The sequence below is a fragment of the Micromonospora parva genome, from assembly GCF_000718515.1.
Taxonomy (GTDB): Bacteria; Actinomycetota; Actinomycetes; order Mycobacteriales; family Micromonosporaceae; genus Micromonospora; species Micromonospora parva.
The window spans coordinates 26,939-40,279 of record NZ_JNZS01000028.1; the positions used below are offsets into that span (position 1 = coordinate 26,939).

General features: G+C 71.3%; 13 protein-coding genes. 6 read left to right on the top strand and 7 right to left on the bottom strand.

The window, feature by feature from the left end; all coding sequences use genetic code 11:
* Positions 1–142 precede the first annotated feature (142 nt).
* The 3 genes from IF22_RS0128180 (at position 143) to IF22_RS0128190 (ending at position 4,778) form a co-directional block, all read left to right on the top strand.
* Positions 143–2,596 carry a glycoside hydrolase family 2 protein gene (locus IF22_RS0128180; RefSeq protein ID WP_030337196.1) on the top strand — a complete coding sequence of 818 codons (2,454 nt, stop codon included), beginning with the start codon at positions 143–145 and terminating at the stop codon, positions 2,594–2,596.
* 95 nt (positions 2,597–2,691) lie between these two features.
* Entirely contained in the window at positions 2,692–3,030 is a 339-nt protein-coding gene (locus tag IF22_RS0128185; RefSeq protein WP_030337198.1) for an ArsR/SmtB family transcription factor, read from the top strand.
* Positions 3,027–4,778 (top strand): SulP family inorganic anion transporter, encoded by a 1,752-nt coding sequence (locus IF22_RS0128190; RefSeq protein ID WP_081884120.1) that lies wholly within the window; start codon positions 3,027–3,029, stop codon positions 4,776–4,778. Before IF22_RS0128185 ends, IF22_RS0128190 begins: the two co-directional genes overlap by 4 nt.
* Positions 4,779–4,862: 84 nt before the next feature.
* Here the strand turns inward: IF22_RS0128190 and IF22_RS0128195 are convergent, their stop codons facing one another.
* A complete protein-coding gene (locus IF22_RS0128195; protein ID WP_030337202.1) occupies positions 4,863–5,702 on the bottom strand; it encodes an NAD(P)H-binding protein in 840 nt (279 codons plus the stop codon).
* Between the two features lie 72 nt (positions 5,703–5,774).
* Here IF22_RS0128195 and IF22_RS0128200 point away from each other — a divergent pair, with 72 nt between their 5' ends.
* The 3 genes from IF22_RS0128200 to IF22_RS0128210 all read left to right on the top strand — a co-directional run bounded on the left by IF22_RS0128200 (position 5,775) and on the right by IF22_RS0128210 (position 8,126).
* Positions 5,775–6,713, top strand: a complete 939-nt coding sequence (locus IF22_RS0128200; protein ID WP_030337204.1) for an AraC family transcriptional regulator — start codon at positions 5,775–5,777, stop codon at positions 6,711–6,713.
* Between the two features lie 202 nt (positions 6,714–6,915).
* Entirely contained in the window at positions 6,916–7,452 is a 537-nt protein-coding gene (locus tag IF22_RS0128205) for a hypothetical protein (protein WP_030337206.1), read from the top strand.
* A 131-nt stretch (positions 7,453–7,583) separates the two neighbouring features.
* Positions 7,584–8,126, top strand: coding sequence for a hypothetical protein (locus tag IF22_RS0128210; RefSeq protein ID WP_156057942.1), 543 nt, complete (start codon positions 7,584–7,586; stop codon positions 8,124–8,126).
* Positions 8,127–8,227: 101 nt separating this feature from the next.
* Here IF22_RS0128210 and IF22_RS0128215 read toward each other — a convergent pair whose 3' ends face one another.
* The 6 genes from IF22_RS0128215 to IF22_RS0128240 are packed head-to-tail and all read right to left on the bottom strand — an operon-like array spanning position 8,228 to position 13,227.
* Complete coding sequence (locus IF22_RS0128215) at positions 8,228–8,971, bottom strand: copper homeostasis protein CutC (RefSeq protein WP_030337209.1); 744 nt, start codon at positions 8,969–8,971, stop codon at positions 8,228–8,230.
* Positions 8,968–9,987, bottom strand: a complete 1,020-nt coding sequence (locus IF22_RS0128220; RefSeq protein ID WP_081884122.1) for an asparaginase — start codon at positions 9,985–9,987, stop codon at positions 8,968–8,970. Before IF22_RS0128220 ends, IF22_RS0128215 begins: the two co-directional genes overlap by 4 nt.
* Positions 9,984–10,853, bottom strand: a complete 870-nt coding sequence (locus tag IF22_RS0128225) for an amino acid ABC transporter permease (RefSeq protein WP_051708836.1) — start codon at positions 10,851–10,853, stop codon at positions 9,984–9,986. The genes IF22_RS0128220 and IF22_RS0128225 overlap by 4 nt, the downstream gene beginning before the upstream one ends.
* Positions 10,850–11,494: an amino acid ABC transporter permease gene (locus IF22_RS0128230; RefSeq protein ID WP_030337216.1), complete on the bottom strand. Its 645-nt coding sequence runs from the start codon at positions 11,492–11,494 to the stop codon at positions 10,850–10,852. Before IF22_RS0128230 ends, IF22_RS0128225 begins: the two co-directional genes overlap by 4 nt.
* 16 nt (positions 11,495–11,510) lie before the next feature.
* Complete coding sequence (locus IF22_RS0128235; protein WP_030337218.1) at positions 11,511–12,479, bottom strand: glutamate ABC transporter substrate-binding protein; 969 nt, start codon at positions 12,477–12,479, stop codon at positions 11,511–11,513.
* Positions 12,480–12,498: 19 nt separating this feature from the next.
* Positions 12,499–13,227 (bottom strand): amino acid ABC transporter ATP-binding protein, encoded by a 729-nt coding sequence (locus IF22_RS0128240; RefSeq protein ID WP_030337219.1) that lies wholly within the window; start codon positions 13,225–13,227, stop codon positions 12,499–12,501.
* Between the last annotated feature and the right edge of the window lie 114 nt (positions 13,228–13,341).

A 13,341-nucleotide genomic window follows, 5' to 3' on the forward strand; every position in this document is an offset into this window, starting at 1 on the left:
GCGAGAGTGCTGCCGCGACGTGCTGCCGCGACGTGCTGCCGCGGGCGTCAACGGCCGTTGACACGTGCGGGGCCGAAACGTACGGTTGCCTAGCTTATCCGGTTCAGTAAACGTCTTTCGATGCGGAAGGTGCGGTGAGGTCTTGCGCCGACAGGCACTCTACGACGGTTGGACAGTGCGAGCGGCCCCCGGAGCACAGGTGCCCGAGGAGGTCGCAGACCGGTCCGTGCCGGCGACCGTGCCGGGCTGCGTGCACACCGACCTGCTCGCCGCCGGGCTGATCGAAGACCCCTACCTCGACGACAACGAGCGGACGCTGGCCTGGATCGGGCGCACCGACTGGGTCTACCGGTCCACGATCGTCCACCGGGCGGGCGACGACGACCGCGTCGACCTGGTCTGCGCCGGCCTGGACACCGTCGCCACGCTCACCCTCAACGGCGTCGAGGTCGGCCGCACCGCGAACATGCACCGCGGCTACCGGTTCGACGTCCGACCGCTGCTGCGCGACGGTGACAACGACCTGGTCGTCACGTTCGACTCCGCGTACCGCTATGCCGAGGCACACCAGGAACGGCTCGGCGAACGCCCGAACGCCTACCCGGAGCCGTTCCACTTCATCCGCAAGATGGCCTGCAACTTCGGCTGGGACTGGGGGCCGACACTGGTCACCGCCGGCATCTGGCAGGAGATCAGCCTGCACGCCTGGTCGACCGCCCGGCTGGCCACCGTCCGTCCCCTCGTCACCATGGACGGTCGCGACGGCCGCGTCGAGGTGCACGTCGAGGTCGAGCGGGTCGCGGACGTCCCGCTGACCGTCCGCGCCGCCGTGGCCGGCGCACACGCCGAGGTGGTCGTCCCGGCCGGGCAGCGCACGGCCGTGCTGACCCTCACCGTTCGCGAGCCCGCGCTGTGGTGGCCCCGGGGGTACGGCGAGCAGGCGCGTCACCCGATCGATGTGACACTGCACGCGCCGGACGGCGACCTGCTGGACAGCTGGTCGCACCGGATCGGCTTCCGCTCGGTCCGCCTGGACACCACACCCGACGAGCACGGCACCCCGTTCTCGTTGTCGGTGAACGACGTCCCGGTCTTCGTGCGCGGGGTCAACTGGATCCCGGACGACGCGTTCCCCACCCGGATCACCCGGGCCCGGCTCGCCGAGCGGTTCGACCAGGCGGTCGCCGCCAACGTCAACCTGCTGCGGGTCTGGGGCGGCGGCCGGTACGAGTCCGCCGACTTCTACGACCTCGCCGACGAGCGCGGCCTCCTCGTCCAGCAGGACTTCCTGTTCGCCTGCGCCGCGTACCCGGAGGAGGAACCGTTCGGCAGCGAGGTGGCCGCCGAGGCCGCCGAGCAGGTGACCCGGCTCGCGCCGTACCCGTCGCTGGTGCTCTGGACCGGCAACAACGAGAACATCTGGGGCTGGCACGACTGGGACTGGCAGCAGGACCTCGCCGGGCGCACCTGGGGGCGTGGCTACTACCTCGACGTGCTGCCCCGGATCGTCGGCGAGCTGGACCCGACCCGCCCGTACTGGCCGGGCAGCCCCTGGTCGGGCACCGAGGCGATCCACCCCAACGACCCGGCGCACGGCACCACCCACATCTGGGACGTGTGGAACACCGACGACTACACCAGGTACCGGGAGTACGTGCCGCGCTTCGTCGCCGAGTTCGGCTACCAGGCCCCACCGGCGTACGCCACGCTGCGCCGGGCGCTGAGCGACGAACCCCTGGCGCACGACTCACCGGGCATGGCGCACCATCAGAAGGCGGCCGACGGTGACGCCAAACTCCAGCGGGGCCTCGACGCGCACCTGCCCGCCCCGGCGGACTTCGACGACTGGCACTACCTGACGCAGCTCAACCAGGCCCGAGCCATCCAGCTCGGCGTGGAGCACTTCCGCTCCCACCGGAACGTCTGCGCCGGCACCATCGTCTGGCAGCTCAACGACTGCTGGCCGGTCACCTCCTGGTCGGCCGTCGACGGCGACGGCCGTCGCAAACCCCTGTGGTATGCGCTGCGACACGCGTACGCCGACCGGCTCCTCACCGTGCAGCCCCGGGACGGCGGCCTGGCAGTGGTCGCCGTCAACGAAACCGCCGAGGCCTGGACGGCATCCGCCGCGGTCACCCGGTGCACGCTCACCGGGGAGCCGAGGGCGAAGACCTCGGTCGACCTCGACGTCCCGGCGTACTCCTCGGTGGCGCTGGCGCTGCCGGCGGAGCTGGCGCGGCCGGACGAGGGCCGTCGGGAGTTGCTGGTCGCGGAGGCCGGTGGCACCGCGGAGCGCGCGCTGTGGTTCTTCGCCGAGGACCGGGACGTGGACTGGCCGGCGGCGGCCTGGGACGCGACGGTCGAGCCGATCGGCGGCGGGCAGCGGGTCCGGGTCACCGCCCGCACGGTGCTGCGCGACCTGACCCTCTTCCCGGACCGGCTGGACAGCACCGCCACCGTGGACAAGGCCCTGGTCACCCTGCTGCCGGGCGAGTCGGCCACCTTCACCGTGCGCGCCGGGGCCCTGCTGGACGACCGGGCGCTGACCACCCGACCAGTGCTGCGCTGCGTCAACGACATCGGACGGACTGCCTGACGCCGACGACGCGGAGGGACGCTCGTCACCGCACACCGAACGATTGAAGACTTCTTCAAGTGCTAAAGTCTTCGCATCGATCGGGAGAGGTGCTCATGTCGGTCCCGCTGTACCAGGCGAAGGCGGAACTCTTCCGCACCCTCGGGCACCCGGTGCGCATCCGGGTCCTCGAACTGCTCCAGGACGGCCCGAAGCCGGTCCGTGACCTGCTCGCCGTGATCGAGGTCGAGGCCTCCAACCTCTCCCAACAACTCGCCGTCCTTCGCCGCGCCGGGATGGTCACCTCACACCGCGACGGTCCCCTCGTCGTGTACGCGCTCAGCACCCCGGACGTGGCCGACCTGCTGGCCGCCGGGCGCCGGATCCTCGGCGCGGTCCTCACCGACCGGGACGGCCTCCTCGGGGAGCTGCGCGCCACCGGCGCGGACCGGTGAGCCGCGTCATCCCGGTGGCCCGAGCGCGGCTCCTCGGGCTGCTACCCGACCGGGCCGACTGGGCGGCGGTCCACCGCTCACCACGCCGGGACCTGCTGGCCGGCCTCACCGTGGCGGTGGTGGCACTGCCGCTGGCCCTGGCGTTCGGCGTCACCTCCGGGCTGGGCGCCCAGGCCGGGTTGATCACCGCCGTGGTCGCCGGCGCGGTGGCCGCCGTCTTCGGCGGCTCCAACCTCCAGGTCTCCGGGCCGACCGGGGCGATGACAGTGGTGCTGGTGCCAGTGGTGCAGCAGTTCGGAGCCACCGGCGTGCTGATGGTCGGGGCGATGGCCGGCCTGGTGCTGATCGCGCTCGCCGTGGCCCGTCTGGGCCGCTACGTCCGCTACCTGCCCACCCCCGTGCTGGAGGGTTTCACCGCCGGCATCGCCGTGGTCATCGCGCTGCAACAGGTTCCTGCCGCACTCGGCGTCAGCGACGCGCACGGGGAGAAGGTCTGGGCCGTCGCCTTCGACGCGGTCGCCCGGTTCGTCGTCCATCCGCGGCCGGCCGCGCTCGCGGTGGCCCTCGCCGTCGCGGCGCTGATGCTGCTCGGAGCGCGGTGGCGACCCGGCCTGCCGTTCTCCCTGCTCGGCGTGGGGGCCGCCACCGTCCTCGCCGAGGTCCTCCCGGTCGACCTGGCCCGGATCGGCGCGCTGCCGCAGGGCCTCCCAGCGCCTTCGCTCGGCTTCCTCGACCTCGCCGCGCTCGGTGTGCTGCTGCCCAGCGCCCTCGCCGTCGCCGCGCTCGCCGCCCTGGAGAGCCTGCTCTCCGCCACCGTCGCTGACGGCATGACCGTCGGTGAGCGGCATGACCCGGACCGGGAGCTGTTCGGTCAGGGGCTGGCCAACCTCGCCGCCCCCGTCTTCGGCGGCATTCCCGCGACCGCCGCCATCGCCCGGACAGCGGTCAACGTCCGCGCCGGGGCGGCCTCGAAGTTGGCGGCCCTCACCCACGCCGTCGCCCTCGCGGCGATCGTGCTGGCCGCCGCGCCGCTGGTCGGCCGGATCCCGCTCGCCGCCCTGGCCGGGGTGCTGCTCGCCACCACCGTCCGCATGGTGGAGGCCGGCTCGCTGTGGGCGCTGGCCCGGGCCACCCGGGGCGACGCGGTCGTGCTGGTGCTCACCTTCGCCGTCACCGTGATCTGGGACCTCGTCACCGCCGTCGCGGTCGGCGTCGGCGTCGCCGTGGTGCTCGCCCTGCGCGCGGTCGCCCGCAGCGCCCGGCTGGAACAGGTGCCCCTCGACCCGGGGGAACACAGCGCCGAGGAGCACGCGCTGCTCAGCGAACACATCGTCGCGTACCGGCTGGACGGGCCGCTCTTCTTCGCCGCCGCCCACACCTTCCTGCTCGAACTCTCGGAGGTCACCGACGTCCGCGTCGTCATCCTGCGAATGTCCCGGGTGACCACGATGGACGCCACCGGCGCGCACGTCCTCGGCGATGCGATCCGGCGGCTACGCGGACGCGGGATCACCGTCCTGCTCTCCGGCATCACCCCCGCCCACGACCAGGTCCTCGCCACCCTCGGAGTCGCTGACGACCTGCGCCGCGAGGAACTGCTCTTCCCGGACACCCCTGCCGCCATCCGGTACGCCCGCGCGGTCGCGCTTTCCGCTGGGGGCCGACCGAAGGTCGTAGCCGGTGGTGACAGCGCCGCCGTCAACGGCGAAGTCCGACGTCGAACCAGCGGTATCCCGGAAAGCCAATGATTACCGACGTGTCCGAGACGCGGCCGTGACGGCGTTCGTGTTGGCCAGCGAGCGGACGATGTTCCAGGTGACCCAACTGGTGTCCTACCCTCTGTCCCAGATGCCGGTGGCGGCGGTGGCGGTGGCGTAGTCGGCGAAGTCGCGGGGCGGCCGGCCCAGGGCGCGCTGAACCCCGTCGTCCAGATGGGCGTTGCGCCCGTCCAGCACGGTCGTGAACAGGTACAGCAGCAGCTCCACGACCCCGGAAGGCGTGCCCTCCGCGGTGAGCGCCTCGGCATAGTCGTCGGGAGACACCTGAACGAATTCGATCCGCCGGCCCGTCGCTGTGGAAATCCCGGCGATCGCCTCGGCGAAGGTGAGCAGCCGGGGGCCGGTCAGCTCGTAGATCTGCCCCGCGTGCCCGTCCTCGGTCAGGGCGGCCACAGCCACCTCGGCGATGTCGTCGGCGTCCACGAACGGCTCGGGCACGTTCCCGACCGGGAGGACGATCTCGCCGCCCAGCACCGGCTCCAGCAGATAGTCCTCGCTGAAATTCTGGCTGAACCAACTGGATCGCAGGATCGTCCACTCGACCCCGGCGGACTGGATGAGCCTTTCGCTGGCTTGTGCTTCCTTTTCACCCCGGCCGGACAGCAGCACCAGCCGGGAGACCCCGGACGCCACCGCCAGTTCAGTGAACGCGCCGACCGTCTCGGGTGCGCCCGGCACCGCCAGGTCCGGGTAGTAGGACACAAACACCGTTCCGACGCCCTGCAGCACCGGCGTCCAGGTCGCCTGGTCAGCCCAGTCGAAGGGCTGCGCAGCGGAGCGGGAACCCGCCCGAACGGGCACTGCGCTCTCCTGGAGCCGCTTCACGATGCGGCGGCCAGTCTTGCCGGTCCCGCCGAGTACCAGGATCGTGTTCCGCTCTTGTTCGTTCGTCATAGCGATAATTGAAACGCAGCGGTGTGAGACTGTGGATAGCCAAGGCGCGCGATTCTGTGTGTAATCGTCTACATGGACGCAGTCGTCAGTCTCCTCGACGGACCCAGAGCCCGGGGAGCGTTCCTCCTCCGCTCGGTCCTGACCCCGCCCTGGTCGATACGGATCGAAGACCAGGCGCCGCTCACCCTGGTGGCCATGGTCCAGGGGGACGCCTGGGTCGTTCCCGACGAGGGTGCGTCCGTACAGCTCAGTCCAGGCGACCTGGCGATCATTCGTGGCCCCGACCCGTACGCCGTCGCCGACGAGCCGGCCACGGCGCCGCAGGTCGTCATTCACCCAGGCCAGATCTGCACCACCCCCGACGGGCAGGAACTGCCCGGGATGATGGAGCTGGGCGTACGCACCTGGGGCAACAACCCGGACGGCCCGACAACGCTGCTCACCGGCACCTACACGATGCGGGGCGAGGTCAGTCAGCGGCTCCTGAGCGCACTGCCGCCGCTACTGGTCGTCCCGGGCGACTCCTGGGACTCCCCGTTGGTACCGCTACTGGCCACCGAGATCGTCAAGGACGATCCCGGCCAGGAAGCGGTCCTCGACCGGCTGCTCGACCTGCTGCTCATCGCCGCGCTACGTGAATGGTTCGCGCGACCGGCGGCCAATGCCCCCGGCTGGTACAAAGCGCACAGCGATCCCATCGTTGGCCGGGCCCTGCAAATGCTCCACAACAAGCCGGCCCAACCCTGGACCGTCGCGTCGCTGGCAGCCGAGACCGGGGTCTCCCGGGCGGCGCTGGCCCGCCGATTCACCGCGCTCGTCGGCGAATCGCCCATGTCCTACCTCACCGAGTGGCGGCTGGCCCTGGCAGCCGACCTGCTCCGCGAGCCCGGCGCCACCGTCGGCGCCGTCGCCCGCCACGTCGGCTACGGCAGCTCCTTCGCCCTGAGCACGGCCTTCAAACGCATCCGCGGCGTCAGCCCACGGGAACACCGCCGGGCTGCCCGGACGTAGCGGGGCATCGGCACCGAGGCGGCGGCGCCCGACGACACGGCCGCGAGCTACACGGATAGAGGGCCGAGCGTGAGCGACTGCAACCCCGCCCTGTCATCGAGCACACCGGTCAGGACAGGATTACCGCGTCGTGGCCCGGCGGTGACAGCGCCGCTGTCAACGGCGAAGTCCGACGTCGAACCAGCGGTATCGCGGGGAGCCAATGATCACTGAACATGTCCGGGACGCGGCGGCGACGGCGTTCGTCTTCGCCTTTTTCGCCACCAGCTGGTTCGGTTGGGCGCAGGAGGCGCCCCCGAAGCGGTGGCGGCGGGTGCTCATCGCCGGGTCGGTTCTTTCCCTGCTCACGGCGGCCGCCGGGGCTCTGTTCGCCTGGCGTCACTGGTCGGACGGTACGGCATTCGACGCCGACACCAGCCCAACCTTCGGCATCGTCGTCGGCATCGAGTTCGGCGTCGCTGCGGTCGGTGCCGGGCTGCTCGCTCTGCTGCGGCGTAATGAGCTGGTCGCCCCATGGATCGCCCTCGTCGTGGGCGTGCACCTCTTCCCGGTTGCGGCGTTGATCGACTACCCGTTGATTCATCTGGTCGCCGCGCTCGTCACCGTGGTGGCGGTCGCGGCGGTGCCGGTGGCCCGGGCTCGCGCCGTGGCGGTGAGCGCGGTCGTCGGCCTCGGCACCGGTGGGGTGCTCCTGGTCGCCGCGGTGTCCTCGCTGCTCATCGCCCTGTTGGGCTACTGAGGCAGGTCGCCGTCCGCTCTGTGCCTGGCGCACTTTCCGGTCGGACGATGAACTGTCCCGCGAGGACCTTGCTGTCGCCTTCCGGATAACAGGGCCCCTGTCGGCCGGGCGGGGCCGGTTCAATGGCGGGCATGCAGGGGATCAGCGGCACCGCGGCGGCGAAGGCACTCATCCTGGCGGCTGTCCCCGTCGGTGCCGTCGGCTTCTTCGTCACCGGCAGGTGGGCGATCGGCGCGATCGTCGTGAACCTCGTTCTGCTCGGCGCTGGCGGTGGTCTCTGGTGGAAGGACCGCTGGACGCGGCTGTGGTCACGCCTGTTCCCGATCGGCTACTTCCGCGGGCCCGAGGCCGAGGAGGATCCGGACGATGGCGGCACCGGCGACGACTTCGGGGACCCGGGGTCGACGGTCTTCGCGTCGCGTCGGGTTCGTCGGCATCAGCTGACGTTGTCGACGACGAGCCGGGTTCGCCGCTCCGTGCTGCGGCGTTCCCTCACCAGCGAGCAGGCCGGTCGTGCCAAGGACCTGACGATGGTGGCGAACACCCTGAGCCAGATCCAGGGCGGGCTCCAGTCGGCACAGCGAAAGGCCAGGCGGGAGCAGCTGTGGTGGCTGGTCGCAGGGCTGGCGGCGTCCATTCCGGTCGGCGTCGCCATCAACCTCGCCACCGGGTGACCGGTGTAGCCCGAATGACCGGCTCCACCACGGCGCGAGCGGTGGTCACGGAGGGACTTGAACGTCCCCCGGGACCACCGCTCGTCAGTAGCAGTAGGCGGTCAGGCGCGGGCTGCGGCGAGCACCTGGCCGACCAGCGCGCCGGAGGTGCCCGAGCGCTCGTACTCGGGCCGGTTCAGGCTGCCGCCCATCAGCGGGGCCGGGTTGCGGTGCACGGCCGGGCTGTCCGAGCTGACCAGGGCCGCGAAGTGGTACTCGTCGGCGCCGGTCGCCTCGACGATCCGGGCGATGTTGCGTGGGGTGATGCCACCGCCCGGCATGACGATGATCCGGCCGGCGGCGCGGCGCACCAGGTCGGCGATGAGCGGGGCACCCTCCAGCACGCTGACTTCCTGGCCCGAGGTGAGCACCCGGTGCACGCCCAGCTCGATCAGCTGCTCCAGCGCCGCGTGCGGGTCGCGGGTCATGTCGAACGCCCGGTGGAAGGTGATGCTGACGTCGCCCGCGGCGGCGATCAGCCGGCGGGTGGTCGGCACGTCGACGTCACCGTCGGCGGTCAACGCACCGATCACGATGCCGTGCGCGCCGGCCGCCACCGCGGCCCGCACGTCCCGCTCCATCGCCTCGATCTCGAACGGCGAGTAGATGAAGTCGCCGGCCCGCGGCCGGACGATCACGTGTACCCGGATCCGGTTGACGGCGCGCAGTGTCGTCTCGATGGTGCCCAGGCTGGGGGTCAGCCCGCCGTCGAAGAGCGCGGAGCACAGCTCCACCCGGTCGGCGCCGGCCTCCTCAGCGGCGACCGCCCCCTCGACGCTGTCGATGCAGATCTCGAATGTGCTCATGATTCTTCCTTTTCCGTGCGTGGCGGTGCCGCTTCGGTCCGAGACGGTGCGGTGGTCCAGTCGATGAGGGCCGTGACGGCGCCGACCGGTGCGCCGCCGCCGAGCACCGGCACCTGGCGCAGCGCGTCGGCCCCGCCCACCGGTACGCCAACGGCGTCGAGGGCGGCGAGGGCGATCGCGGTGGTGGCGCGGGGTGATCCGTCGACCACCTTCACCGCGACGGCGTGACCGTCCGGTGCGGCCACCCCGAGCACACCCTCGGCTCCGCCCTTGGCGAGGACGCCGGGCAGCGCCCGCATCAGGTCGGTGTTGGGGTGGCCGTGCCAGCCGCCGACGTACTCCGGGTGTTGGCGCATGGCCTGCGCGACCAGCGCCTCGTCACTGCCGGTGGGTGCGGTGACCAGGGCCTGGAAGGTGCGGGCCAGGCCGGTCAGCGGCAGCCCGAACAGCGGTGCGCCGCAGCCGTCGACAGCGTGGTGCGCGATCGGCGTGCCAGCGAGCCGGGCGACGGTGGCGGCGGTCTCCCGCTGGATCGGGTGGTCCGGGTCGAGGTAGTCGTGCGTGCTCCAGGACCGGGCGACGGCGGCGACGAGCATCGCGGCGTGCTTGCCGGAGCAGTTCATCCGGATCCGCTCGCGCTGCCCGCCGGCGCGGATCAGCCGGTCCCGGGTTGGTTCGTCCTCCGGCCAGTCCTGCGGGCAGCCGAGCGCGTCCTCGGTCAGGCCGGCACCGGCCAGCATCGCCCGGACCACCTCGACGTGCCGGTCGTCGCCGGTGTGGCTGCCGGCGGCGAGCGCCAGCGCCGGGCCGGTCAGCTCGTCGCCCGCCGCGACCCGGCAGGCCAGCGCCTGCACCGGCTTGAGGGTGGAGCGGGGGAGGACCGGCTCGTCGGGTACGCCGGCGGCGAGGGCGACTGTCCCGTCCGGGGCGAGCACGACGACGCTGCCGTAGTGCCGGCTCTCGACGAAGCCGTTGCGCACGACCCGGGCCAGTTCGGCGTAGCGGAAGATGGTCACCGGGGAGTGTTCCCTTCGAGAAGTGGCGGGGGCAGCTCAGCGGTCCGCCGTCCGCGTCGGCCGCCGAAGCGGCCGTTGCGGGCCTGGAGTACGCGGGCGAACTTCGACAGCGAGGCGTTGACCACGAGGTAGATCAGCGCCACCACCAGGAACGTCTGGATCAGCAAATGGGTGTACGAGGCGAGCACCTGCCCGCTGTAGAGCAGCTCGGTGTAGCTGACCACGAAGCCGAGCGAGGTGTCCTTGAGCAGCCCGACCAGTTGGCTGACCAGGGACGGGGCGAGCTGGAGCAACGCCTGTGGCAGGACGACCAGCGCCATCACCTGCCCGCGGCGTAGCCCGACCGCGAGGCCGGCCTCGGTCTGTCCCCGGTCCAGCGCCAGGATGCCGGACCGGAAGATCTCGGCGAACGCCGCCGAGTTGGATACCACCAACGGCACCACGAGCTTCCAGAACAGCGGGAAGTTCAGGCCGTACTGCGGCAGCGCGAACAGCGTCACGTAGATCAGCAGCAGGGTGGGTACGGTCCGGAAGATCTCCACGTACGCCCCGGCCAGCCAGCGCAGCGGTCGGTGCGTCGACAGCCGGCCGAGCGCCAGGATCAGCCCGAGCGCGGCGCTGAGCACCGCGGTCGCGGCGGCGGCGCGCAGCGTCGCCCACAGGCCGTTGAGCAGGTACCGCCAGATCGGCCAGGTGGTGAACGGCTCCCACCGGTCGGCGGCCAGTTCGCCGTGGCTGGCGAACTGGTAGACGGCCGCGGCCAGGGCGCCGGCCAGCCCGACGGCGCCCAGCACGGTGGCGATCCGGATCCGCCGTTGGGCGCGGGGGCCGGGTTCGTCGAAGAGGATCTGTTGGGTCTTGTTCATCGGACGATCGCCAGCCTTCGTTCGAGCAGGCCGGTGACCTGACCGATGATCAGCGCCAGCAGCATGTAGGCGAGGCCGGCGCCGGTGAAGACGGCGATCGGTTGGGCCTCGACCAGGTTCACGTTGTTGGCCGCCTGGGTCAGCTCGACCACGCCGACGGCGGCGGCCAGCGAGGTGTTCATGAGCAGCGCGATGCAGATGTTGCCGATCGGCTGGATCACCGCCCGGAGTCCCTGCGGCAGGATCACGTGCCGTAGGGACTGGCCGAAGGTGAGCCCGATGGCACGGGCCGCCTCGGCCTGGCCCACACCGACGGTGTTGATCCCGGCGCGGATCGCCTCGGCCAGGTACGCCCCCTCGTACACCGCGATGACGATCGCGGCGGAGGTGAACAGCGGGAACGTGATGCCGATGGTCGGCAGCGCGAACACGAAGAGCACCAGCAGCGCCAGCAGCGGCAGGTTCTGGAACACCTCGACGTACGCGGTGCCGATGGCGCGCAGCAGCGGCACGGGGGCGATCCGCAGGGTGGCCACGACGATGCCCAGCAGCATCGCGCCGACGGTGGTCACGACGGTCAGTTCGACCGTCGTGACCAAGCCGTGGCCCAGCTGGCTCAGGTGGGCGGTGAGGGCTTCCATCGGTACGAGAGACTGCTCAGGAGCCGTCGACGGAACCGAGGGCCGGCGGGGTGGGTGCCCCGCCCTCGACCACCGAGCCGAGGGTGCCCTCCCAGACCTTCGCCCACGTGCCGTCGGCCTGGATCTTCTTCAGCCAGTTGTTGACGAACTCCTTGAACTGCGTGTCCTCCCGGTTGAGGCCGATGCCGTACGCCTCGGTGGTGAAGGGCTCGCCCACCACCTTCATCCCCGGGTTGGCCTTGGCACCCGATGCGAGCAGCGTGAAGTCCTGCACGTACGCGTCGCCGCGCTTCTGCAGCAGGGCCTGCAGCGCCTGCGGGTCGGTGCCGAAGGCGATCTGCTTCGAGCCGGGCGCGGCGGAGGGCAGCGCGGTGACGGCGGGGGTGTTCGCCCCGACGATCACGGTCTTGCCGGCGAGGTCCTTGACGCTCTTGATGGAGGTGTCGTCCTTGCGAACCCCGACGGCGAGGCCGGAGGTGAGGTACGGCCCGGCGAAGGCGACCTGGGTGGCCCGTTGCGGGGTGATCGTGTACGTCTGGAAGACGGCGTCGACCGACTTGGCCTGAAGCATGGCCTCGCGGGTCTGGGTGCCGATGGTCGTCGTCTTCACCTCGGGCTTGCCGATGATGTACTTCGCCAGCAGCTTCGCCATGTCGGCGTCGAAGCCCTCGATGGTGCCGCTGACCGGGTTCTGCTGGGCGAGCAGCGGCGCGTCCAGGGAACCGCCGATGTTCAGGTAGCCGCGCTTGCGGATCGCGTCCATGGTCGAGCCGGCCGGGATGTCCGCGTCGCTGGCGACCGGAGCGGCGTCGTACACGGACTGGGCGACCACGCCGTCGCCACCGAGGCCGGCGTCGCCGGGCAGCTTCGGGGCGCTGCTGTCGCCGTCACCGCCGCAGCCGGTGGCGACGAGGGCCACCGCCACGGCGGTCGCGGTGAGGGCGAGCGAGCGCCGCCGGGTGAAGCTCTTCTTGAGGATTGACATGACACCCTCCCGTTGGGGGCTAGTGCTGGAGGATCTTGGAAAGGAAGTCGCGGGCCCGCTCGGTGCGCGGAGCTGCGAAGAATTCGTCGGGGGCGCCGGATTCGACGATGCGGCCGTCGTCCATGAAGACGACCCGGTCGGCGGCGCGACGGGCGAAGCCCATCTCGTGGGTGACCACGATCATGGTCATCCCCTCCTTGGCGAGGGAGACCATCACGTCGAGCACCTCGTTGACCATCTCCGGGTCCAGGGCCGAGGTCGGCTCGTCGAAGAGCAGCACCTTCGGTTGCATGGCCAGCGCCCGGGCGATCGCGGCCCGCTGCTGCTGCCCACCGGAGAGTTGGGCCGGGTGGTGGTTCGCCTTGTCGGCGATCCCGACGCGTTCCAGCAGGGCCATGGCCTGCTGCCGCGCCTCGGGACGGGCGATCCTGCGGACCCGGGTGGGGCCGAGGGTGACGTTGTCCAGCACCGTCTTGTGCCCGAAGAGGTTGAAGGACTGGAAGACCATGCCGACGTCGGCGCGCAACCGGGCCAGCGCCCGACCCTCGGCCGGCAGCGGTTCACCGTCGATCTCGATGCTGCCCTGCCCGGCCGTCTCCAGCCGGTTGAGGCAGCGGCACAGGGTCGACTTGCCGGAGCCGGACGGCCCCACCACGACGACCACCTCGCCGGCGGCCACCGTGAGGTCGATGTCCTTGAGCACGTGCAGCGGGCCGAACCACTTGTGCAGGCCGCGTACCGACACCATCGGTCGGTCCGCACCCGTCGTCCCCGGTGCCACCAGACGGCCCCACTTTCTTCGACTACCGAATCAAGTCGGCTTCATATCGAACCAACAGCGCCATCTAAAGGTAGCCAGGAA